This window comes from Amycolatopsis sp. MJM2582 (assembly GCF_000754115.1).
GTDB lineage: Bacteria > Actinomycetota > Actinomycetes > Mycobacteriales > Pseudonocardiaceae > Amycolatopsis > Amycolatopsis japonica.
Genome location: NZ_JPLW01000001.1, coordinates 1,418,596 through 1,441,369, shown reverse-complemented (window position 1 = coordinate 1,441,369; position 22,774 = coordinate 1,418,596). Strand labels below are relative to the sequence as shown.

Here is a 22,774-nt window from a genome sequence, read left to right as displayed (position 1 = left end):
GGCCACAGGGGACGGATTATCAACCGGCGGTCGGGCTGCCCGGCTGCCAGGTCGGCGCCTTGCCGAACCACTTCTGGTAGATCTGCGCGTAGGAGCCGTCCGCCACGGACGCCTTGAGCACCTCGTTGACCTGGCCGAGGAGGGCGCTGTTGCCCTTCTTCACACCGATGCCGTAGAACTCGTTCGTCTTGAACTCGGTGACGACCGTCGTGTCCGGGTTCGTCTTCGCGAAGTCGTAGAGCACGCCGTTGTCGTTGACGCCCGCGTCGACCGTGCCGTTCTTGACGGCCTGCTCCAGCAGCGCGAGGTCGTCGAAGGTGACGATCTCGGCGCCCTTCGCCTTCTCCTTGGCGTAGTCGGCGCCGGTGGTGGCCGACTGGACACCGATCTTCTTGCCCGTCACGTTGGAGAGGTCCTTGATCGGCGAACCGGTCTTGACCAGCAGCGCCTGGGTCGCCTCGAAGTACGGGTCGGAGAAGTCGAACTTCTCCTTGCGCTTGTCGGTGATCGTCATACCGGCCGCGGCGAGGTCGCACTGTCCGCTGTTCATCGCCTCGCCGGACTCGATGTTCTCGAAGGCGATGTCGACGATGCTCTGCTCGACACCCAGCTTCTTGCCGACCAGGTCGACCAGGTCGACGTCGAAGCCGACGATCTTGTCGCCCTGCTTGACCTGGAACGGCTGGTAGGGCAGGTGCGTGCAGGTGGTGACCTTGCCGGACGCGACGAGCTGGACGCCGCCGGCCGCGGTTCCGCCTTCCTCGCCGCACGCGGACAGCGCACCCGCGGCCAGGGCGAGCGCCGGGATCAGGGCGAGCGCTTTGAATCGAGCCACGTCGTCACTCCTCGTAGTTCCCATGTGTCGAGAGCACGCATATTGCCACTCATCCGGCGGCAATCACAGCACTACGACGTTACAGCGCCGTTTCGGCCGTCACGGGCGTTGCATGAGGTATCGCGCCGACATGGCAGGGTGAGCGAGTATGGCGACCATGAACAACAACTCGGCGCCCCGTCTCCCACCTGCGGGCCGCCGCCCGCGGACGACGACGTCGGCCCGGCGCGCGGCGAAACCCGGGGCGCAGTTCGACGGCTATCTTTCGCCGTCGCGGCCGCACGCGGGCGCGTACGACGAGATGTTCACCGCCGACGGCACGGTCCGCCAGCCGTACCGCGCGCTGTACGAATCGATCTCCGCGCTGACGTCGGCGGACCTTTCGTCCCGGTCGGCGGCGATCGACCGGGCGATGGTGGATCAGGGCATCACGTTCTCGCTGTCGGGCCAGGAACGCCCGTTCCCGCTCGACCTGGTGCCGCGCGTGATCACCACCGCCGAATGGAGCAAACTCGAACGCGGTGTGGCGCAACGGGTCCGCGCGCTCGAAGCCTTTCTCGCCGACGTGTACGGCGACCGGCAGATCCTGCGTGACGGCGTCCTGCCTCGACGGCTGATCACCTCGTGCGAGCATTTCCAGCGCGAGGCGTTCGGGATCAACCCGCCCAATGGCGTCCGCATCCATGTGTCCGGTGTGGACCTGGTGCGCGACGAGGAGGGCACCTTCCGGGTACTGGAGGACAACCTCCGCAACCCGTCCGGCGTGTCGTACGTGATGGAGAACCGCCGCACGATGGCGCGCGTGTTCCCGGACCTGTTCGCCCAGCACCGGGTGCGCCCGGTCGGCGATTACGCCTCCCATCTGCTGCGCGCGCTGCGGGCGGCGGCCGCGGCGAACGTCGCCGACCCGATGGTCGTCGTGCTCACGCCCGGCGTGCACAACTCCGCGTATTTCGAGCATTCGCTGCTGGCCAGGCTCATGGGGGTCGAGCTGGTCGAAGGCCGCGACATGTTCTGCCGGGACAACGTCGTCTACTTGCGCACCACCGAGGGCGAGCGGCAGGTCGACGTCATCTACCGGCGGATCGACGACGAATTCCTCGATCCGGTGCATTACCGGCCGGATTCCGTGCTCGGTGTGGCCGGGATCCTCAACGCGGCGCGCGCGGGCAACGTGGTGATCGCGAACGCGGTCGGCAACGGCGTCGGCGACGACAAGCTCGTCTACACCTACGTGCCCGAGATGGTGAAGTACTACCTCAACGAGAAGCCGCTGCTGCCCAACGTCGACACCTTCCGGTGCTGGCTGCCGGACGAGTTCGACCACGTCATGCGGCATATGGACGAGCTGGTGATCAAACCGGTCGAAGGTTCGGGTGGGTACGGCATCGTGTTCGGCCCGGAGGCGACGCAGGCCGAGCTGACCGCGCTCAAACGCAAGGTCCGCGCGAACAAGCGTGGCTGGATCGCCCAGCCGGTGGTCCAGCTGTCCACCGTTCCGTCCAAAGTGGACGACCGGCTGGCGCCGCGGCACGTCGATCTCCGGCCGTTCGCGGTCAACGACGGCAAGGAGATCTTCGTCCTGCCGGGCGGGCTGACCAGGGTCGCACTCCCGGAGGGCAGCCTGGTCGTCAACTCGTCGCAGGGCGGCGGTTCCAAGGACACCTGGGTGCTGGCGCCACGCTCCTCGACGGCGGAACGGGAACTGGACCGGCCCGCGCTCGGCGCACTGTCCCAAGTGGACGGTCTGGTCGCCGAACAGGGCCCCGAGCTGACCACCACCCAGCAACAGCAGCAGCAACAGGCATAAGGGAGGTTGATGTGCTCGCCCGCAACGCGGAATCGCTGTACTGGATCGGCCGGTACGTCGAACGCGCCGATGACACCTCCCGGATCCTCAACGTCTCCGTGCACCAGCTGCTCGAAGACGCGAGCGTCGACCCGGACCACGCGAGCCGCCAGCTGCTCGCCGTCCTCGGCATCTCGCCGGAGGGCATGGACACCCTCGACGTGTGGAAGCTGACCGAGCTGGTCGCCTACGCCAAGGACAATCCGGCGTCGATCGTCGGCTCGATCAACTCTGCCCGCGAGAACACGCGCGGCGCCCGCGAGGTCGTCTCGACCGAGCTGTGGGAATGCCTGAACGCGACGTGGAACGCGGTGCCGGACAGGCAGCGGTACGCGCGCCGCGCCGGACCGCACGCGTTCCTCTCCTTCGTGGAGGAGCGCGCGGCGATGTTCGCCGGGCTCGCCGATTCGACGATGAGCCGCGACGACGGCTGGCTGTTCATGGTGCTCGGGCGCTCGGTCGAACGCGCGGACATGGTGGTGCGGCTGCTGCTTTCGCGGGTGCAGGACAGCGCGTCGTCACCCGGCTGGATCACCGTGCTCCGTTCGGCGGGCGCGCAGGACACCTACCTGCGGACCTATCGCGGCGCGCTCGACGCCGCCCGGGTCGTGCAGTTCCTGTTGCGGGACACGCTCTTCCCTCGTTCGGTGTTCCACGCGTTGCGCCAGGCCGAGGAATGCCTGGAGCGGCTGGATCCCGGCGTCAACTCGCGTGCCAACGAGAAGTCCGAGGCGCTGCGGCAGCTCGGCCGCGCGCGCAGCGAACTGGAGTTCCTGCGGCCGTCGGATCTGCTGGAGGACCTGCCGAAACGGCTCGGCGCCCTGCAGACCTCGATCAAGGACATCGGCGACGCGGTTTCGGTGCAGTACTTCCATTCGTCGCCTTGGGTGGCCTGGAGCGGTGCGGAGGTTTCGCTGTGACCTGGCAGCTTCGGGTGGCCCACCGGACCGGGTACCGGTACGCGACCCCGGCCACGCAGTCGTACAACGAGGCACGGCTGACCCCGCGCTCCGACCGGCGGCAGACCACGGTCGTGAACCGGGTCGAGACGACGCCGGCGACCCGTGCTTACCGGTACACGGACTACTGGGGCACCGTCGTGACCTCGTTCGACCTTCACGCGCCGCACACCGAGTTCACCGTGCTCGCGACGTCGGTGGTCGAGACCGCCGACGAAGGCGAGCCGGTCCGTTCGGCGACATGGAAGGACCTGCGCAGCGACACCGTTGTCGACCACCGCACCGAGTACCTGACGCCGACGCCGTACACGCCACGTGATCCGGAGCTGACGAAGGTCGCGCGTGAACTGCGGAAGGGGCTCGATCCGGCGGAGGCCGTGCTCGCGGTCTGCGAATGGGTCAACCAGCAGCTGAAGTACCAGCCAGGGACGACCGGCGTGCACAGCACGGCGACCGACGCGTGGCGTGCGCGCGAAGGGGTTTGCCAGGACTTCGCGCATGTCACGCTGGTGATGCTGCGCGCGATCGGCGTCCCGGCGCGGTACGTCTCCGGGTATCTGCACACGAAACCGGAGGCGAAGCTCGGCGAGACGGTCGAAGGCGAAAGCCACGCCTGGGTCGACGTCTGGACCGGCGGCTGGTGGGCCTACGACCCGACGAACGCGATCCCGGTCGGGCCGCGGCACGTCTGGGTCGCGTACGGCCGCGACTACGCCGACGTGCCACCGCTCAAGGGCATCTTCACCGGTGGCGGACAGTCCACTTTGGACGTCTCGGTGCAGCTGACCCGGCTGACCTAAGCCCTGCGCCGCAGCAACAACCAGAGCAAATAGGCGCCGCCGAGGGCTGCCGCCACGACGCCCGCGGGCAGCAGCGAGGACTCCAGCAGCCGCTGGCCGAGGTAGTCCGCCGCGACGACCAGCGCCGCGCCGACGAAGGCCGAAGCCGCCAGGTTGGGCCCCGGCAGACGCGTCATCCGGCGCGCGAGCTGGGGCGCGGCGAGCGCGATGAACGGCAGCGGCCCGGTCGCGGCGGTGGCGGCGGCGACCAGCGCGACCGCGACCAGCACCAGGGTCAGCCGCACGCGGTGGACGTCGACGCCGATACCGGTGGCGGTGTCGTCGCCCATCTCCAGCATGCGCAGCGCGCGGCCGTTGGCGAATACGACCGGGGCGAGCACCGCCACCGCGATCGCCAGCGGCACGAAGAAGCTCCAGTCGCGGCCGGCGAGGTCGCCGACCAGCCAGCCGACGGCCTGCGCGGCGGCTTCGAGGTTCGCCTTCACCAGCAGGTACGAGTTCACGCCGACCAGCACCGCGCTGACCGCGATCCCGAGCAGCACCAGCCGCGAACTCAGCAGACCGTACGGTGCGCACAAGGCCATCACGACCAGCGCGGTCAGCAGCCCGCCGACCAGCGCGCCGACGGAGACGAGCCCCGGGCCGGAGCCGAAGAGCAGCAGGGTCACGATGCCGCCGGTCGCCGAGCCGGTGGTGAAGCCGATGATGTCCGGGCTGCCGAGCGGGTTGCGCGTGATCGTCTGGAAGACCGCGCCTGCCAGTGCCAGCGCGGCCCCGACGAGGATCGCGACCAGCACGCGCGGAAGCCGTCCCATGACGACCAGGTACTGCGCCTTCGTGCCCGAACCCGCGAGTGTGGCGAGCACTTCGCCTGGGCTCATCTCGTAGTCGCCGGTGCCGACGGAAAGCACGACGAGCGTCAGTGTCACCAGGGCCAGCGCGGCGACGACGATCACCGATCGTCCGTCCACACCGGACTCACGGCGGGCGAGCGCGGTCATCGGCGCACCGCCTTCAAGCGCCGGGCCACGATCACGAACGCGATCCCGCCGACGACGTCGGTCATCACGCCGACCTGGATCTCCCCCGGCGAGCCGAGCAGGCGGCCGAGGACGTCGCAGCCGAGCAGCAGCACCGGCCCGAGCAACGCCGAAATCAGGAGCACCCATCGCTCGTCCTGGCCGATCAGCGTGCGGACGACGTGCGGGATCATCAGGCCGACGAAGGCGATCGGCCCGCAGGCCGCGGTCGCCGACGCCGAAAGCAGGCCGACGGCGACCATTCCGGCGACGCGGACGAGCGCCGGATTCGCGCCGAGACCGCGTGCCGTGTCCTCGCCGAGCGCCAGCGCGTTCAGCGCGCGGGCCAGCACGATCGCGATCACCACCCCCGCGACGAAGAACGGCAGCAAGACCGACAGCTGATCCAGGTTCCGGTTCACCAGCGAGCCGACCAGCCAGAACCGCATGGCCTGTAGGTTGTGCGTGTTGACCATCTGCATGCCCTGGTTGATCCCGACGAACACCGCCTGGACGGCGACACCGGCCAGCACCAGCCGCAGCGGGCTCGTCGCCCCGCGTGTCCCGCCGATCACCGAGACCAGCGCGGTTCCCGCGAGCGCCCCGGCGAAGGCGAACCAGACGTACTCGCCGGGCGAAGTCACCGAGAACAGCGTCGAGCCGAGCACGATCGCGACGGCGGCACCGTGGTTGATGCCGAGCAGACCGGGTTCCGCGACCGGGTTGCGGGTGATCGCCTGCATGAGCGAGCCCGCCAGCGCGAGCGCCATCCCGACCAGGACGCCGAGCACCGTGCGGGGCAGGCGATCGTCGCGGACGACGACGTCGTTGTAGCTCCCGTCGTAGGCGAAGAGGGCATGCAGGACTTCGCCGAGCGAGAGACGGTTCGAGCCGAAGCCGATCGACAGCAGGATGACCGCGGCAAGCGCTACCAGCGACCCCGTCAGGACCAGCGCTCTCAAGGAAACGCTGGTTCTCCCGGTTGTGCCGCGCTCCGTGACCTGGACCATGGCGTTCACGATAAGGGAAGGCTAGCCTAACGCCGAACTTCGGTCCCTCGCTGAAAGAAGATCTCCATGCACCTCTCCCGACGCGGCTTTCTCGCCGGCACCGCGGCGCTCGGCGCCACCGGCCTCCTGACCGCCTGCGGCTACCAGGACGAGACGCCCGCGCAAGGAGGGGGCGCGACCTGGTCGTTCACCGACGACCGCGGCCGGAAACTCGAAGGCGAGCGGCCGACGCGGATCGTCGCGCAGGTCACCGCGGCGGCGGCGCTGTGGGACCTCGGCGTGAAGTCGGTCGGGATCTTCGGCCCGTCGAAGTTCGCCGACGGCAAACCGGACCCGCAGGCGGGCGGCGTCGACCTGAACGCGGTGACCTCGCTCGGGAACGTGTGGAACGAGTTCAACTTCGACAAGTTCGTCTCGTTGAATCCGCAGCTGCTGGTCAGCGTGATGTACCTCAAGGAACAGATGTGGTACGTCCCGGACACGCAGACGGAGAAGATCGACAAGGCCGCGCCCAGCGTCGGCGTCCGGCTGCAGGACATCTCGATGCCCGAAGGGATCGCGAAGTTCATCGCGCTCGCGAAGGCGCTCGGCGCCGACACCGAGACTCCGGCGATCAAGGCCGCGAAGGAGGAGTACGAGAAGGCTGACGCCGCGCTCGCCGAAGCGGCGAAGAAGGCCGCCGGGCTGAAGATCCTTCTCGTGTCCGCGCAGAAGGACGCCGTCTACGTCTCGAACGCGCCGAAGTTTGCGACCTCGAAGCACTATCAGAGCAAGGGGCTCGACTTCGTCACGCCGGAGGCGCCGGACGAGAGCCAGGGCGGCTACTACCAGCAGATCAGCTGGGAGAACATCGGCAAGTACCCGGCCGACGTGATCATGTACGACAACCGCGGGGGTTCGCTCTCGCTCGGCCCGGACGGGCTCGGCGGCGTGCCGACCTGGGCTCAGCTGCCCGCTGTGAAAGCCGGGAAGCTGATCCCGTGGAACAACGAGACGCCGTTCTCCTACCAGCGTTTCACGCCGCAGCTGACGGAACTGACCGCGGCGCTGAACAAGTTCGCCTAGCCCAGGAACTCCCGTAACGCCGCCGCGAGGTCGGCCGGATTCTCCTCGGCCATATGGTGCCCGGATTCGATCGCGAAGCCGCGGACGTCGTCGGCCCATTCGCGCCACACCGCGATCGGGTCGCCGTACAGCTCGGCCATGTCGTCGCGGCTGGACCACAGCATGAGGACGGGACAGCCGAGCTTCCGCCCGGCCGCCTTGTCGGCGTCGTCGGCTTCGCGGTCGGGCCCGAGGCCGGCGCGGTAGTCCTCCAGCATCGCGTGGACCGTCTCGGGATCGTGGATCGCGCGCAGGAAGTCGGCGTGGTTCTCCGCGCCCATCGCTTCGGGATCACCGCCGTACCAAGCGTCCGGGTCGGCGTTGATCACCCGCTCGGCGGGTTTCGCGAGCTGGCCGAAGAAGAACCAGTGCCACCATTTCCGCGCGAAGTCCGCGTCGGCCCGCGCGAGCGCCTCACCGATCGGGACGCCATCGAGGACGACCAGTTTAGTGACCGCTTCGGGATGGTCCATGGCCAGCCGATGCGCCACGTAACTGCCGCGATCGTGCCCGGCGACGGCGAACCGTTCGTGGCCGAGATGCCGCATGAGGGCGACGATGTGCCTGGCCATGGCACGTTTCGAGTGCGCCGAGTGGTCTTCGGCGGTCTCGGGTTTCGAGGACTGGCCGTAGCCCGGGAGATCCGGGCAGACGACGGTGAACGCGTCCGCGAGCCGCGGCGCGACGTCGTACCAGGTGGTGTGGGTGCGGGGATGTCCGTGCAGGAGGACGAGCGGCGGCCCCGATCCGCCATGGCGGACCCTGAGGGTCACTTCGCCCGTGTCGACGTTTTCGAGCTCGAAGCCTTCGAACATGATCCTCCCGCGCGTGCAATGAAAGGTCCTTTCCTTGCAAATTCTGCTAGGAAAGGACCTTTCATTGCAGCGTGAGCCGGGGAATCAGCTCTTGGCGTGCGCGTCCAGGATGTGCGCGACCGCCTCGGTGACCCGCTGCGCGAAGTCGATGTTCAGCCACTCGTCCGGCACGTGGATGTTCGAGTCCGGCCCGCAGGCGCCAGTGACCACGAACTGCGCGTCCGGGTACTTCTCGCCGAGCAGCCCCATGAACGGGATCGATCCGCCCATGCCGAAGCTCTTGTGCGGCTCGCCGAAGACCTCGCCGCTGACGTGGTGCAGCACCTCGTCGAGCCACGGCGCGGTGTCCGGCGCGTTCCAGCCGTTCTCCGCCTGGAAGTCGCCGAGCTCCACCGAAGCGTCGTACGGCACGTCGGTGGTGAGCACGCGGCGGACCGCCTCCATCGCGGCCTGCGCGTCGGCGGTCGGCGGCAGGCGGAAGCTCAGGGTGAGCGTGGTGCTGTCGCGCAGCACGTTGCCTGCGTCGGCCGGGAGCGGGAAGCCCTCCGCGCCGATCACCGAAAGCGTCGGCCGCCACGAGTTGTTGAGCAGCAGTTCCAGATCGTCGTCGGAGACCGTCCGGCCGACCACCGGGAAGAGTGTCTTCGCCGCACCGGGCGCGATCTCGACGACACCGCGAGCGTCCTCGACGCGGTTCTCCGGGATGTCGACGCTCAGCTCGGCGAGCTTGATCTCACCGGTCTCGGCGTTCTCGATGCGGTCGAGCAGGACACGCAGGACGCGGAACGAACTCGCCACGATGCCGCTGGCCATGCCGGAGTGCTGCGCGGACTCGAGCACCTTCACGGTGACGTTGACGTGCAGCATGCCGCGCAGGCTGGTGGTCAGCCACAGGCGCTTGTAGTCGGTGCCGCCGGCGTCGAGGCAGACGACCAGCGAGACCGCGCCGAGCTTTTCCTTCAGGTGCTCGACGTAGGCGGGCAGATCCGGGCTGCCGGATTCCTCCCCGGTCTCCAGCAGCACGACGGCGCGGGAGTGCTCGCCACCGGCGGCGCGCACGGCTTCGATCGCCGTCGTCGCCGCGTAGCCGGAGTAGCCGTCGTCGACCGCGCCGCGGCCGTACAGCCGCCCGTCGCGGATCACCGGCGTCCACGGGTCGAGCCCCTCGGACCAGCCGCCCACCGGGGGCTGTTTGTCGAGGTGCCCGTACATGAGCACGGTGCCCTTGTCGGCGGCTTCGGACGTCGCCGGGATGTCGACGACCAGCAGCGGGCTGCGGCCTTCGAGCTCCACGACCTCGAGCGTCGCGCCGGGGATCTCCCGCGCGGCGATCCAGGAGCGGACGTGCTCGACGGCGGCGGCGAGATGGCCGGTCTTCGCCCACTCGGCGTCGAACGCCGGCGACAGGGCCGGGATCGCCACCAGGCCGGACAGGCTGGGAAGGACGTCGTTCGTCCAGTTCGAAACCACGGTTTCGCGTACGGATTTCTGCTCCACGTCCGCCATCCTGCCACGGGTGCCGGAGAGTGGGATGGATCACAACGGCGGGCACGGATCGTCATCGCCCGCGCCGGACAGGACACCCGTCCGGGTCCGTCGTCCGCTGGTCGGCCCGCGGGTGAATTCCCTACTTTCGGCGGCCCCACACTCGGGCGTCCTAGCATTTTCCCTGATCAGGCACCCTTTCTCAGCAACAAATCAGCATCCGCCACTGACCAAAACGGCATCCGGCATGCCAGGATGTCCGCACGAACCGTCAACGCCGACGGTGACCCAGCGCTTCAGATCCGACGCGCTGGTCCCCGCCGGCGCAGTCACTGTGGCCGCCACAAGTGGCCGCCAGAGGCGCCGACATCAAGGAGAGCAGCGCATGCCGTCCGAACACTGGACGCACCCGGAACCTGGAGACGGTCCCGCCGCCGTAGCGGCGCAACCTTCCCCCGAACAGGTGATCGCCGGTTTGCGAGCAACGAGCGAAGGTGGCGCTGAGCTGACTCAGCTGCTCACCCCCGAAGGCGAACGGGTCTCCTCGCCGCAATTCGACCGCTACGTCGACGACATCGACGCCGAAGCCCTCAAGGGCCTGTACCGCGACATGGTCCTGGTCCGCCGCGCGGACCGCGAGGCCAACGCGATGCAGCGCCAAGGCCAGCTCGGCATCTGGGTGCCGCTGCTCGGGCAGGAGGCCGCGCAGATCGGCTCCGGCCGCGCGCTGCGGAAGGGGGACATGGCGTTCCCCAGCTACCGCGAGCACGGTGTCGCGTACACCCGCGGCGTCGACCTCAAAGAGGTGCTCGGCATCTTCCGCTGCACCGACCACAGTGGCTGGGACTACCAGGCCCACGGCTTCCACCCGTACACCATCGTGATCGGCAACCAGGTGCTCAACGCCGCCGGTTACGCGATGGGCCAGAAGTTCGAAGGCAAGGTCGGCGACGACGACAGCGAAGCGACCATCTGTTACTTCGGTGACGGAGCGACTTCGCAGGGCGACGTGCACGAAGGCTTCGTCTGGGCCGCCGTCTACGACGCGCCGCTCGTGTTCTTCTGCCAGAACAACCAGTGGGCGATCTCCGAGCCCACCGAGCGCCAGTCGCGCCTGCCGCTGTACCAGCGCGCCCGCGGCTACGGCTTCCCCGGCATCCGCGTGGACGGCAACGACGTCCTCGCCTGCCTCGCGGTCTCCCGCTGGGCGCTGGAGGAGTGCCGTCACGGCAACGGCCCGGTGCTGATCGAGGCGTTCACCTACCGGATGGACGCGCACACCACCACCGACGACCCCACCCGCTACCGGCTCTCCGACGAGCTGGAGGAGTGGAAGCTGAAGGACCCGATCGAGCGCGTCCGGGCGTACCTCGCCCGCGGTGGCGGCGCAGACCAGGCGTTCTTCGACCAGGTGCAGGCCGATTCGGACGCGTTCGCGGCCGAACTGCGCGACTACTGCTTCAACATGCCCGAACCGCCACCGGACCGGATCTTCTCCAACGTGTACGCGGAGTCCACTCCGCTGCTGGACGCGCAGCGTGAAGAGTTCCTGTCCTACATGGACGGTTTCGTCGGGGCGGGGGAGCACTGAAATGGCCGACCTCCAGAAACTCACCATCGGCAAGGCCCTCAACCTCGGCCTCCGGCGCGCCATGGAAGAGGACCCGAAGGTCCTGATCATGGGTGAGGACGTCGGCAAGCTCGGCGGCGTCTTCCGCATCACCGACGGCCTGCAGAAGGACTTCGGCGAGCAGCGCGTGCTGGACACGCCGCTCGCGGAATCGGGCATTATCGGCACCGCGGTCGGCCTCGCCGTCCGCGGTTTCCGCCCGGTGTGCGAAATCCAGTTCGAAGGCTTCATCTTCCCTGGCTTCGACCAGATCTCCAGCCAGGTCGCGAAGCTGCACTACCGGACGCAGGGCAAGATCAAGATGCCCATCGTGATCCGGGTGCCGTTCGGTGGCGGCATCGGCGCGGTCGAGCACCACTCGGAGTCGCCGGAGTCGCTGTTCGCGCACATCCCCGGCCTGAAGGTCGTTTCGGTTTCGAACGCCGTCGACGCCTACTGGGGCATCCAGCAGGCGATCAAGTCCGACGACCCGATCCTGTTCTTCGAGCCGAAGAAGCTGTACCACTCGGGCGCGATGAAGTCCGAGGTCGACACCGACACCACGCCGGACCCGCTGTTCAAGTCCCGCGTCGTCCGCGAAGGCACGACGGCCACCGTCGTCGCGTACGGCCCGTCGGTGAAGGTCGCGCTCGACGCGGCGACCGCCGCCGAAGACGAGGGCAAGTCCCTGGAGGTCATCGACCTGCGGACGCTGTCCCCGCTCGACCTGGAGCCGGTTTTCGAGTCGGTGCGCAAGACCGGACGGCTCATCGCGCTGAGCGAGGCGCCGTCGGAATCGTCGCTGACTTCGGAGATCGCCGCGCGCGTGCAGCAGAAATGCTTCTACTCGCTGGAAGCCCCCGTGCTGCGGGTGACCGGATTCGACACGCCGTACCCGCCGGCCAAACTCGAGGAGCACTACCTCCCCGACCTGGACCGGGTGCTGCACACCGTCGACCGTTCGCTCGCCTGGTAAGGGGGAAATCGCTGAAATGCCCGAGTACAAACAATTCCCCCTGGCCGACACGGCGGAGGGGCTGACCGAGGCCGACATCATCGCCTGGCAGGTCAAGCCGGGTGACACCGTGACGGTGAACCAGATCGTCGTCGAGGTCGAGACCGCGAAGGCCGCCGTCGAACTGCCCATCCCGTGGGCGGGCGTGATCACCGAACTGCTCGTCGAGCCGGGTCAGACGGTGGAGGTCGGCGCGCCGATCCTCACCATCGACGTCGACCCCGGCGGCAAGGCGGCCCCGGCACCCACCGCTCCCGCGGCGGAAGAGCCGGCGGAAGAGGAGATGAAGCCGCTGGTCGGCTACGGCTCCAAGGCCGTCGTCACGCAGCGCCGGGCGCGGAAGGGCGCGGCTCCCGCTGCTGCTCCGGTGGTCGCGGCTCCTGCTCCCGTCGCACCTGCCGCGCCTGCGGTCGCTTCGAAGCCGAAGGGCGGGTACGTGCCGCTGGCGAAGCCGCCGGTGCGCAAGCTCGCCAAGGACCTCGGCGTCGATCTGCACGCGCTCACCGGCACCGCCGACGGCGGCGTCATCACGCGTGACGACGTGCAGGCGGCCGCCAACGGTTCGGCCGCACCAGCGGCTTCGTCGTCCACTGTGGATAGTGGTTACGACCCGGCGACGCGGGAACGCCGCGTTCCGATCAAGGGCGTCCGCAAGGCCACCGCCGCCGCGATGGTGCAGAGCGCCTACACCGCCCCGCACGTCACGGAGTTCCTGACCATCGACGTCACGCCGATGATGGAATTCCGGGAGAAGCTGAAGAAGTCGCGCGAGTTCGCCGGGGTCAAGGTCACCCCGCTGACCTTCGCGGCGAAGGCCGTCTGCCTGGCGGCCAAGCGCACTCCGGACGTCAACGCGGTGTGGGACGAGGCTGCGCAGGAGATCGTCTACAAGGACTACGTGCACCTCGGGATCGCCGCGGCCACCCCGCGCGGGCTCGTCGTGCCCAAGGTCCGTGACGCGGATTCGATGTCCCTCAAGGAACTCGCGATCGCGCTCACCGAGCTGACCGACGTCGCCCGCGAGGGCAAGACCACCCCGGCGGCGATGCTCGGCGGCACGATCACCATCACCAACGTCGGCGTCTTCGGCGTCGACACCGGTACGCCGATCATCAACCCCGGCGAGTCCGCGATCCTGTGCCTCGGCGCGATCAAGGACACCCCGTGGGTGGTCGACGGCGAGATCAAGGTGCGCAAGGTGCTCCAGCTTTCGCTGAGCTTCGACCACCGCGTGGTCGACGGGCAGCAGGGCTCGGAGTTCCTGGCCGACGTCGGCGCTCTGCTGGCCGACCCGGCGGTCGCGATCACCTACTGACGTTTCGCGCGTGAAGGCCCCCTTCCCTCGGCTCAGTCGAGGGAAGGGGGCCTTCACGCGCATCTACTTCTTCGGCCCTGGCGGGTAGCGCCACCAGGGCATAGGGCTGGCCGAGACCGGAACCGACTCCTTCACCAACGCGTTCCGCAAGCCCGCGAGCTTGGCTTGGATCGGCACGATCAAGGGGACGTCGGAGCCGAAGTCGAACAGCTCTGGCTCCGGTTCGTGCGAGAAGAACATCCCGTGCGGCAACAGTGTCCCGCCCCATTCCCGGTTTTCCGCGCCGTCGGGCCTGCTCACCTCGACCGAGATCCAGAACGTGATCTTCGCGCCGTCCTTCTTGATCGGTGCCGGTTCGGCCCGCCAGCGGGTGAAGAGGTCCGCGAAGGGCCATTCGCTGGGATTGGCGCTCGCTTCGAGCGGGGTGCCGTGACGCGAATCCGTCGTGACGGCGAAGGTCAGGTCCTGGTCCGGGATCCGGGGATCGATCAGCGGCCCGCCCAGTTCCTCCGTCCAGTTCAAGCCGGCGAATTGCCGTCCGCCGGCGAGGACGGGGAACATCCCCTTCGCGCTGACCGCACCCCATCGCCAATGGGTGTGGAAACAGTGGAAAGCCCCCGGCGAGGACGGCAGGCTGCCGTCCTCGGCCGAAGGGAAGTGGTGGTAATTGTCCCAGGTTTGGAGATCGGGGCCGGTGTCGCGCTTCGTCCGCTCCCGGAGCCCCGGCCCGATCAGGTCGTGATGCAACGGTTTCTCCGCGCCCGCGAACACATCCTGCAGCAGTGGTGGCCTTCCGCCGTGGATGTTCTCGTCGGCGATCGAGAGACTGACATGCTCTTCATCGCGGAACACCCCGCCGAGGTCGTGTCCGTCTCCCTTCCGGTGCAGCGCCAGGTCGAACCGGAGGTCCGCGCGGAAGTACGACGGTCCGGGGAGATTCTCCTTGCCCGGTTTCAGCCGGAACTCCAGCAAGGGGAAGAACCTGGCCGCGCGGAGAACCGAGCCGGGTTCGTGCGCGGGATGTTTCGAGTACGCCCCGAACAGATAGCGCTGGCTGACGGTCAGGACATCGTTGCGGACACCGGGAATCGCGATCTCCGCCTCGTAGTCCACCCCGAGCCCGCCGACCACCGGATAGAGTGCGAAGTCGCCGATCGACTGCCCGCCGCGGACGAGTTCGTAGGGCGCGCTTTTCGCGTGCATGTCCTTCCCGAGGACGAAGGCCCGCTTTTTGGCCTTGAGCAGCGGAACCGGTCCGCCCGAACGGATCCGCGGCGGTGGCGCGGCGACCCAGACCCTCGGGAATCGGATGTCGGAGGCCAACGGATAGTCCCGATGCCAGACGGAGTCGAGGATCAGCCCGCCGTCGTCCAGCCGATCGCGGAACTCCCAGCCACCGAAGAATCGCTCAGCCATTCGTGCCCACCACTCTCAGCATCGCTTTCTCCGTGACGTCGTTGACCACGTCCCGGACCCGGGCGACGACGTCCCAGACACCGACCCCCACCCTGGCCGAAGCCCCTCGGGACAGGGAGACGAACTCGGCCGGCGCCAGCGGTGACCACGCCTGCCAGCTGTATTCGAACCGCCCGGAGCCGCCGACCGTGAGCGCTTCGAGGGCGACTCCGCCCGGAAACCGCGTGGGCACCAGGCGCACCGCCATCGAGTGCCCGCTCGCCGGAGAGATCACGGCGAGCTCCTCGCCCCAGCGAATCCAAAAAGGACAGATGGCGTCCCGTTCCTCGTCCTCGTCGCCGCTGAGATAGATGAGCCCCGCCTCCTTCCCGTGTTCGTGAAAGGTCTCCGGATCCGGTGAAGGCAGCCTGGCGACGGTCGTGTCCGCTACGAGCAGACGACAGGTGGATCCGAAGGAGCGGACCACCCCGGCGGCGTCCACCCAGATCTCCACCATCTCCCCGAACACCGGCACCGGCGGCTCGGCCGGAGACGGCCGGAGCGTGCGAGCGAAGCGGCAGACCGTGGTGCCGCCGCGATCGCCACCGCCTTCGGAGCCCGCCCAGGTGTCGAGCAGACGAAGGTCGACGGGCACGATTCCGGCCAGGCGCCCGTCCTCCGCCGCGAGCCGGCGTCGCGCATCGGCGAGGAACGCCGCCGCGGCCTCACGGGCCTGGATCGGTGACGGCGGTCGAGGCCCGCCCGTCCGGCGGGCGCCGCCGAACCAGAGCGCCCCGCTGGCCGGATGCACCTGAAGCCGGCGCTCCCGCACGTCCGGGAACAGCGCGCGCTGGATCAGTTCGGCCTTGCCGCCGATTTCGGCGGGGTCTCCCGGGCGATAGATCCGGATCGACTCCTTGACCTTCGGCGGCCCGTGCGGCGGTTCGGGCCGCGACGGCGGGACGATCGGCTCGATGAACGGTGCTCCCGGCGGCGGGTCGTGATGGAACACCCGCACCCCTATCGCTGCTGCCCGGTCTTGGGGTCGTACTCGACCTCCACGGCGACGACCTGGTCGGTCGGCAGGACTTCGACCCATTCATCGAAGATCTGGTAGGGCAACGCCGGGCGGAACCCGCCGTCGAGCGGGTCGAAACCGGTTTCGAACACGCGCTCCGTGGCCAGAGTGTTGTCCATGTTCGTATTGGCGGCCTCGAGTTCCTTGGCCAGTTCGTCGAGTACCCATCCGATGGTCTGGCCACGCCAGGTCTCCGGGTCACCTGTCTGCCATTCGTACTGTTTGCCGAGAGCGGCCTCGCCCTCGACATCGGCGCGTTTCAGCCAGTCGATGGCCTTGGTCTCGTGGCCCGGCCGGATCGGGAGCACCACCTTGACCCAGGCGGCGTTGAGGAATTCGTTACGCCGTTCGTCCCCGTCGGACTGGATCAACCAGCCGAGCGAACTTCCGGTGGGCGCCGGGTTCGATTTCTCGGTGATCAGGTAGTTGACGCGGTATTCCGGGTCCTTGACGGGATCGCCCGGCCCGCGGTTCTCCGAGCTGGTGTGGGAATACCAGCTCACCACCGTCTCGCCGTCGATCGGATCCGGCGACTTGTTGTCCCAGTTGTGCGGCGGCACCGGATAGCGGCCCTTGGTGTCCGGCCCCGCCGGGTCGGTGACGTTCATCGGCCGCCAGTAGTCGGGTGCGACGAAGTAGAGCATCCGGTCGACGTCGAACATCTGCCGGATCAGCTCGGCGGCCAGATGTCCGTCCGGGACCTGTTTGTTGAGCTGCTTGACCAGATCCGCGAACACGACCTGGCGTTCCTCCTTGCGGAGTTCCTCCGACGACCGGGCACGGACCTTGCTGACCAGGTCGACCCGGTCACTGACGGCCTGCGCGTACGTGCGGCGCTGGATCACCGCGACCGCGGCCTCGTACTCCTTGAGCGCACGGTCATAGGATCCCTGGTCCGGGTGGGACTCGGGCGGTACCCACGTCAGCGAGAACGTCAGCGTCATCGAATCGGTGCCCGCCCAGCTGGCTTCGCTCGCCGTCAAGGAGAACTTCCCGCTCTTCGCGTTCTCGGGCCGTACTTCGATGTGGTGCGGGATGAGTTTGGCCGGCCCGCCGTTGCCGTTCTTCGCCTCCAGGACCACGATCCGGTCGCTCAGCTTGTACCCGGGAGCGGGCGGGACGGCCACGAAATCGTTGACCGCGTGGACGTGCTCGTTGTCCTCGTCCTCGTTGTTCATCCACAGCAGGCTTCCGTCCAGCAGATACGTCGCGCCGTTGTGCGGCGGGTTGCTGTTCTCCCGGTGATACCAGCGAAACGGGAAGACGCCGGTGAAGGTGACCGTCTTCTCTTCGAGTGCTGCGAGTGGCTCGGGTTTGCGCAGCGACGAAAGGTCCGGAGCCGGCACCACGTGGACGAGTTCACCGAGCCCCAGTTTCCGGCCGGGCGCCACCGACGGCTTCGGATCCGTTCCTGGCGGCGTGATCCCGCCTGGCCCGAGGAACACCTGCCAGCTCAGCTGCGTGCCGAGATGTTGCATCTGGACACCGACCTTGCGCATTTTGCGCCGCAGCTCGTAGTTGACGAGCTTGTTCGTGGTGTTCTGCACGACGTACCGACGGCTGGAGGTGTCCGTGGTCTCCGTGACGGTCTTGAAGGTCGTCTTGAAGTTACGGACGATCTCGCTGCTGACCTTCGAACTCTGCGTCCGGCTGTGCTTGTGGGTCTGTTCCGACGATTTGCCGGTCGACGTGGTCGTGCTGAACGTCGTGCTGACGTCGCCGTGATAGATCCCCGCGAACTTGGCCCCGGCGCTGGCACTCGCGCCGAGTGTGGTGTCGTTCGCGTTGTCCTCCTTGACCGCGTCCGCGACGTCGGTCTGTTCGGTCAGGCTCTCCTCGACCCGGCGCGTCGTCTGCTCGGACTGCTCGGCCGTCCGTTCGGTCAGCGTGCGGCGTGAGCTCGTTTCGACGACCTCGACGGTTCCGCCGGGGCTCAGCCAAAGATGCCCGGCGGGAACACCGAGGAAGGTGTCGAACTCGAAGAAGTACTCGCGGAACAGGTTGACGAGGCCGACCGGCGAAAGGATCCCTTCGACGGGTGCTTCGTCCGCCAGCGCCGCGACGGCCGCACCAGGCACCCGCTCCCCGGCGAAGCGTTCTGAACTCTGCGCACCCATCCAGCCCACGAGCGGCTGGTAGACACCGAAGACCTCGCTCGCGTAGGGGTAGGTACCGGCGAAGTCGGCGACGGGCCGCCCGGTGAAGACCTGTCCTGCCGGCGAAGGCAGCGACTGGACGTTCGCGACCGTGCCTCCCGCGGTCTTCGCGAACGGCACCACACTCCACGGCCGCCCCGCCCCGGACGCGGCGACGAGGAAGAGCTCACGTTCGGTCTGTGCGGCAGGTGCGACGAAGGAGATCGTCTGGGTCCCGTTCGGCGAGCTGATCACCTTGCCCGCGTACTGGCGGCTGATCGTCGTGTCCTTCTCGAGGAACGCTCCGTTCAGCGCGGTGACATCCGGATACCGGCGAGGATCCTGGACATCGACCTCGGCAGCCAACGCCAGCGCGAACCGCTGGTTCACGCCGATGAAGTCGCCGGGCGAGCCCTGCAGGGTGTAGGTCCAGACGTGATAGTGCGCGTTCGGGCCGCTGGTGGACAGCGGCACCTTTCCGGTGAACGTCACGGTCAATGGCACGGTGTTCCGCCCCTCGTCGATCTTCGCTGAATCGATGTCCATGCTTCAGCGGGCGGATCTTTCGAGCAGTGGACGGAGGGTTCGCCCAAAGGGCTTGATCGACCGCCCGTTGGTGCGGCGAGCCGGGTCGCGCCTTATTCGCTTGACGGAGTGAGCGCTCACTCCGCACACTGGACACATGACAGAAACCACCGCCCGGCGGAGAGCGCCGGGGATGAGCGCCGACGAGCGGCGCCGGATGATCGTCCAGTCCGTGCTGCCCTTGCTGGTGGAGCACGGCGCCGGTGTCACGTCGAGCCAGATCGCGCGCGCCGCGGGCATCGGCGAAGGCACCGTCTTCCGCGTGTTCAAGGACAAGGACGAACTGTTCGCCACCTGCTTCGCCGAAGCGCTGAAGCCCGACCAGGTACTCGACGCGATCGCGGTCATCGACCTCGAACAGCCCCTCGACGACAGGCTCATCGAGGCGGCCGACGCGCTCAGCGCGCACCTCCAGCGGATGGGCGCGCTCATGGCGGTCATGCACGGTTCCGGCAGGCGACTGGAGCATCGCCATGACGATCGCCGAGACCGGCGCAAGGAGTCGATGAGCGTAATGCGCGACGCCATGGCCGAACTGTTCGAGCCGGAGAAGGACCGGCTCCGCCTGCCACCGTCGCAGTCCGCGGCGCTCTTCCTGTCGCTGCTGTTCAGCGGCCGGATCCGATTCAGCGAGACCGGTGACGAGCCCACCACGATGGAGCTCGTCGACGTGTTCCTCAACGGCGCCTTGGCGGCCGCGTGATCGGCCCGCCCGGTGGGGGAGGCGGCCTGGAGCTGTTCATGGCCCGCGGCGGCAGGCGCCGTCGTCCGCCGTCGACGGTGCCCGACAGCGGGCTGACCGGCCCGGTCGACATCCCGGAGCCCGAGCCCGAAGCCGTCCCGAAAGACCTCAAATCCCGGCTCAACCGCATGTGGGTCAACGTCGCGGGGACGGTTCGCGGCCTGCCGAAGGTCGCGAAGCTGACCTGGCAGGCAAGCCCGGTGCTGACCATCGTGATCACCCTGGTGACGCTGCTTTCCGGTCTCCTCCCGACGGCGACCGCGTACATCGCGAAGCTGCTGATCGACTCGGTGGTCGCGGCGATCCAGGGACACGGGACGAAGAGCGCGATCGTCGGTGTCGCCCTCTTCCAGTTCGGCATCCTCGTGCTCACTGCGGTTTCGCAGGCGCTGACCACCTATGGCCAGTCACTGCTGCAGGAACGGATGACGCTGACCATCCGCCACCAGGTGATGGACCACGCAAGCAAACTGCATCTTTCGTACTTCGAGGGTTCCGCGTCCTACGACATGCTGCGCCAAGCCGCGCAGGAGGCGCCGACCCGGCCGCTGTCGATGATGAACTCGGCCTTGGGCCTGGTCCGGACCGTGATCACCTTCGGCAGCATGATCGCGCTGCTCGTCTCGATCAGCCCGCTGCTGGCGCTCGTCGCCCTCTTGGCGCCGATCCCCGCGTTCATCTCGCAGTCGAAGTACGGCGCCCGCGCCTTCTGGCTGACGTTGATGATGTCGCCGCTGAAACGACGGATGGATTATCTGTCCTCTTTGGTCACCACCGACACGTATGCCAAGGAGACCAAGCTCTTCGGGCTCGGCCCGTATTTCGTCGACCGGTTCCAGCGGCTCGGGCAGGTCTTCTACGACCGTCAGCGGACACTGACCCGCAAGCGCAGTGTCAGCTCGACATCGTGGGGTCTGCTCAGCACCGCCGCCGGTTCCGCGATCGCGTTGTACATCGCGTTGGAGGCCGTCGGCGGCAGGCTCACCCTCGGCGACCTCGCGCTGTACACGGCGGCCGCGGCGTCGGTGCAGACGTCCGTCCAGGGTCTGTTCACCGCGTTTTCCGGGATGTACGAGAACAATCTCTACCTCGACACGCTGTATCGCTTCCTCGGCACGAAACCGGAGATCGTCGCGCCACCCGAGCCGCGACCGCTTCCGTCCACTGTGGAGGGACACATCCAGTTCGAAGAGGTGTCCTTCACCTATCCAGGAGCGGCCGATCCCGCGCTCGACGGCGTGAGCTTCGAGATCCGGCCGGGTGAAACGGTCGCCGTCGTCGGCCGCAACGGGGCCGGGAAGTCGACACTGTTCAAACTGCTGTGCCGGCTGTACGACCCGACGGGCGGGCGGATCCTGCTCGACGGCGTCGACATCCGCGAATACGACCCGGTGGCACTGCGGCGACAGATCAGCGCGATGTTCCAGGATTACGTGACCTACCAGGGCACCGCCGCCGAGAACATCGGACTCGGCGACCTGACGCACCTCGTCGACCGCGAACGGATCGAGACGTCGGCGAAACGCGCCGGCGCCGACGAGCGGATCGAGCGCCTGCCCAGCGGGTACGACAGCCCGCTCGGGCGCTGGTTCGACCAGGGCGTCAGCCTGTCCGGCGGCGAATGGCAGAAGATCGCGCTGGCCAGGGCGTTCCTGCGGGAAGCGCCGATCCTGATCCTCGACGAACCGACGTCCGCGCTGGACGCCCAAGCCGAGCACGACCTCTTCTCGCGGCTGCGGGAGCTTTCGGAGGGGCGCACGACGCTGTACATCTCGCACCGGTTCTCCACCGTGCGGCAGGCGGAGCGGATCCTGTTGCTGGAGCACGGAAAGGTCGCCGAATACGGGACACACGACGAGCTGATGGCGGCGGAGGGGGGCTACGCCGAACTGTTCACCCTGCAGGCGGCCGCATACCTCGACGAGGCTTGAGCGTGCGGCGCATCATGGTCGTCGGCTGCAGTGGCGCCGGGAAGTCGACGTTTTCGCGACGACTCGGCGCCGCGCTCGGCTTGCCGGTCATCCACCTCGACCGGCTCTACTGGCGGCCGGGGTGGACACCGGCGCCGGACGCCGAGTTCCACGCCGCGCAACAGGAGGTCATCGCATCCGACGCCTGGGTGATCGACGGGAACTACGGAGCGTCGATGCATCTTCGCCTGCCGAGGGCGGACACGATCGTGTTCCTCGACTACCCGCGCCGCATCTGCCTCCGGCGGGTGCTGGTGCGGAGCCTGCGCGAATACGGCCGGGACAACCAGGCGCCCGGCTGCCCCGAAAGACTGGATCCGGGGTTCTATTCCTACGTCTGGCGCTGGCCGAAGCACCACCGGGAACGGACGGTGCGACGACTGGCGGAGCAAGGCGCGCACGCACGGCGGATCGTGCTGACCACGCCACGTGAGGCGGAGGAGTTCCTTCGCCGGATCGGCTGACCGGGGGTTGGGAGCAAAACGGGCAAGCCGTACGTTGTCCAGGTATGGCTGTCGCGTTCCTGCTCTATGTCGTCGCCGAGATCGCCGCCGTATGGACGGTGGGCTCGGCCATTGGCGTGCTCGGCACGATCGCGCTGCTCTTCGCCGGCGCGTTCGTCGGATCCTGGCTCGCGCGCCGTGAAGGCGGCCGCGCCTTCCGGGCGTTCGCCGAATCCGCGCGGCTCGGCCGTCCCGCCGACGCGGAGAAGGAACTCACCGACGGGATGCTGATCGGGCTCGGCGGTCTGCTGATCCTGCTGCCCGGTTTCGTCAGCGACGTTATCGGCCTGCTGTTCATCCTGCCGCCGACGCGGAGTGTCGCGCGCAAGGTGTGGCAGAAGCGGATGCAGCGCCGGGCGGTCAAGTTCGCGAACCGCGCCCGCGGGCCGGTGATGGTCGTGGACAGCGAGGTCGTGACGGACACGCCGCCCGCGGAGGCCGCCAAGAAGCAGCCGCCGGTGATCGAGGGCCGCATCGTCGAGGGCTGACCCTCGCCAGCTTAGACACTAGCTTCGCCGCTAGGCTCCAGTGTCTAAGCTAGTGTCTAAGCT

At 68.1% G+C, this 22,774-nt stretch carries 19 protein-coding genes; 11 read left to right on the top strand and 8 right to left on the bottom strand.

All coding sequences use genetic code 11. The features are described from left to right. Positions 1–19 precede the first annotated feature (19 nt). Positions 20–835, bottom strand: a complete 816-nt coding sequence (locus ED92_RS07050) for a basic amino acid ABC transporter substrate-binding protein (RefSeq protein ID WP_037334376.1) — start codon at positions 833–835, stop codon at positions 20–22. Positions 836–983: 148 nt separating this feature from the next. Between ED92_RS07050 and ED92_RS07045 the strand changes: the two genes are divergently transcribed. Genes ED92_RS07045 through ED92_RS07035 form a run of 3 tightly spaced genes read left to right on the top strand, consistent with a single transcriptional unit; the run spans position 984 to position 4,443 of the window. Then, complete coding sequence (locus tag ED92_RS07045) at positions 984–2,645, top strand: circularly permuted type 2 ATP-grasp protein (RefSeq protein WP_052120306.1); 1,662 nt, start codon at positions 984–986, stop codon at positions 2,643–2,645. A gap of 11 nt (positions 2,646–2,656) precedes the next feature. After that, a complete protein-coding gene (locus ED92_RS07040) occupies positions 2,657–3,604 on the top strand; it encodes an alpha-E domain-containing protein (RefSeq protein WP_016338202.1) in 948 nt (315 codons plus the stop codon). Continuing rightward, positions 3,601–4,443, top strand: coding sequence for a transglutaminase family protein (locus ED92_RS07035; RefSeq protein WP_037334373.1), 843 nt, complete (start codon positions 3,601–3,603; stop codon positions 4,441–4,443). The genes ED92_RS07040 and ED92_RS07035 overlap by 4 nt, the downstream gene beginning before the upstream one ends. Here the strand turns inward: ED92_RS07035 and ED92_RS07030 are convergent. Both ED92_RS07030 and ED92_RS07025 read right to left on the bottom strand, forming a co-directional pair. Continuing rightward, on the bottom strand, positions 4,440–5,444 hold the full coding sequence (locus ED92_RS07030; RefSeq protein WP_037334370.1) for an iron chelate uptake ABC transporter family permease subunit: 1,005 nt from the start codon (positions 5,442–5,444) through the stop codon (positions 4,440–4,442). The two genes, ED92_RS07035 and ED92_RS07030, sit on opposite strands and share 4 nt — an antisense overlap. Continuing rightward, positions 5,441–6,424, bottom strand: a complete 984-nt coding sequence (locus ED92_RS07025; protein ID WP_081975747.1) for an iron ABC transporter permease — start codon at positions 6,422–6,424, stop codon at positions 5,441–5,443. The genes ED92_RS07030 and ED92_RS07025 overlap by 4 nt, the downstream gene beginning before the upstream one ends. Positions 6,425–6,538: 114 nt before the next feature. Here ED92_RS07025 and ED92_RS07020 point away from each other — a divergent pair, with 114 nt between their 5' ends. Next, positions 6,539–7,537 carry an ABC transporter substrate-binding protein gene (locus ED92_RS07020; RefSeq protein ID WP_037334367.1) on the top strand — a complete coding sequence of 333 codons (999 nt, stop codon included), beginning with the start codon at positions 6,539–6,541 and terminating at the stop codon, positions 7,535–7,537. Here ED92_RS07020 and ED92_RS07015 read toward each other — a convergent pair. Further along, positions 7,534–8,391 carry an alpha/beta fold hydrolase gene (locus ED92_RS07015; RefSeq protein WP_037334364.1) on the bottom strand — a complete coding sequence of 286 codons (858 nt, stop codon included), beginning with the start codon at positions 8,389–8,391 and terminating at the stop codon, positions 7,534–7,536. The two genes, ED92_RS07020 and ED92_RS07015, sit on opposite strands and share 4 nt — an antisense overlap. Positions 8,392–8,475: 84 nt before the next feature. Continuing rightward, the gene (locus tag ED92_RS07010) at positions 8,476–9,888 is read right to left on the bottom strand and encodes a M20/M25/M40 family metallo-hydrolase (protein ID WP_037334361.1); all 1,413 of its coding nucleotides are present in this window, start codon (positions 9,886–9,888) and stop codon (positions 8,476–8,478) included. A 373-nt stretch (positions 9,889–10,261) separates the two neighbouring features. Here ED92_RS07010 and pdhA point away from each other — a divergent pair, with 373 nt between their 5' ends. The 3 genes from pdhA to ED92_RS06995 are packed head-to-tail and all read left to right on the top strand — an operon-like array spanning position 10,262 to position 13,815. After that, entirely contained in the window at positions 10,262–11,467 is a 1,206-nt protein-coding gene (gene pdhA, locus ED92_RS07005) for a pyruvate dehydrogenase (acetyl-transferring) E1 component subunit alpha (RefSeq protein ID WP_037334358.1), read from the top strand. A 1-nt stretch (position 11,468) separates the two neighbouring features. Further along, positions 11,469–12,461, top strand: coding sequence for an alpha-ketoacid dehydrogenase subunit beta (locus tag ED92_RS07000; protein ID WP_037334355.1), 993 nt, complete (start codon positions 11,469–11,471; stop codon positions 12,459–12,461). Positions 12,462–12,477: 16 nt separating this feature from the next. Beyond that, positions 12,478–13,815, top strand: coding sequence for a dihydrolipoamide acetyltransferase family protein (locus tag ED92_RS06995; RefSeq protein WP_037334352.1), 1,338 nt, complete (start codon positions 12,478–12,480; stop codon positions 13,813–13,815). 63 nt (positions 13,816–13,878) lie between these two features. Here the strand turns inward: ED92_RS06995 and ED92_RS06990 are convergent, their stop codons facing one another. From ED92_RS06990 to ED92_RS06980, 3 genes are read right to left on the bottom strand one after another with little or no spacing between them, the layout of a single operon-like run. Beyond that, positions 13,879–15,231 (bottom strand): hypothetical protein, encoded by a 1,353-nt coding sequence (locus ED92_RS06990; protein ID WP_037334350.1) that lies wholly within the window; start codon positions 15,229–15,231, stop codon positions 13,879–13,881. Then, positions 15,224–16,222 carry a hypothetical protein gene (locus tag ED92_RS06985; protein WP_152610836.1) on the bottom strand — a complete coding sequence of 333 codons (999 nt, stop codon included), beginning with the start codon at positions 16,220–16,222 and terminating at the stop codon, positions 15,224–15,226. Before ED92_RS06985 ends, ED92_RS06990 begins: the two co-directional genes overlap by 8 nt. An 8-nt stretch (positions 16,223–16,230) precedes the next feature. Further along, positions 16,231–18,969, bottom strand: a complete 2,739-nt coding sequence (locus ED92_RS06980; RefSeq protein WP_052120304.1) for a hypothetical protein — start codon at positions 18,967–18,969, stop codon at positions 16,231–16,233. 172 nt (positions 18,970–19,141) lie between these two features. On the opposite strand from ED92_RS06980, the gene ED92_RS06975 reads away from it, so the two are divergent. The 4 genes from ED92_RS06975 to ED92_RS06960 are packed head-to-tail and all read left to right on the top strand — an operon-like array spanning position 19,142 to position 22,711. Then, positions 19,142–19,711, top strand: a complete 570-nt coding sequence (locus ED92_RS06975; protein ID WP_037334344.1) for a TetR/AcrR family transcriptional regulator — start codon at positions 19,142–19,144, stop codon at positions 19,709–19,711. Positions 19,712–19,737: 26 nt separating this feature from the next. Continuing rightward, a complete protein-coding gene (locus ED92_RS06970; RefSeq protein ID WP_152610876.1) occupies positions 19,738–21,681 on the top strand; it encodes an ABC transporter ATP-binding protein in 1,944 nt (647 codons plus the stop codon). A gap of 2 nt (positions 21,682–21,683) precedes the next feature. Further along, entirely contained in the window at positions 21,684–22,184 is a 501-nt protein-coding gene (locus tag ED92_RS06965) for an AAA family ATPase (protein ID WP_037334342.1), read from the top strand. A 44-nt stretch (positions 22,185–22,228) separates the two neighbouring features. Continuing rightward, positions 22,229–22,711 (top strand): FxsA family protein, encoded by a 483-nt coding sequence (locus ED92_RS06960; RefSeq protein WP_037334339.1) that lies wholly within the window; start codon positions 22,229–22,231, stop codon positions 22,709–22,711. Positions 22,712–22,774: the final 63 nt, after the last annotated feature.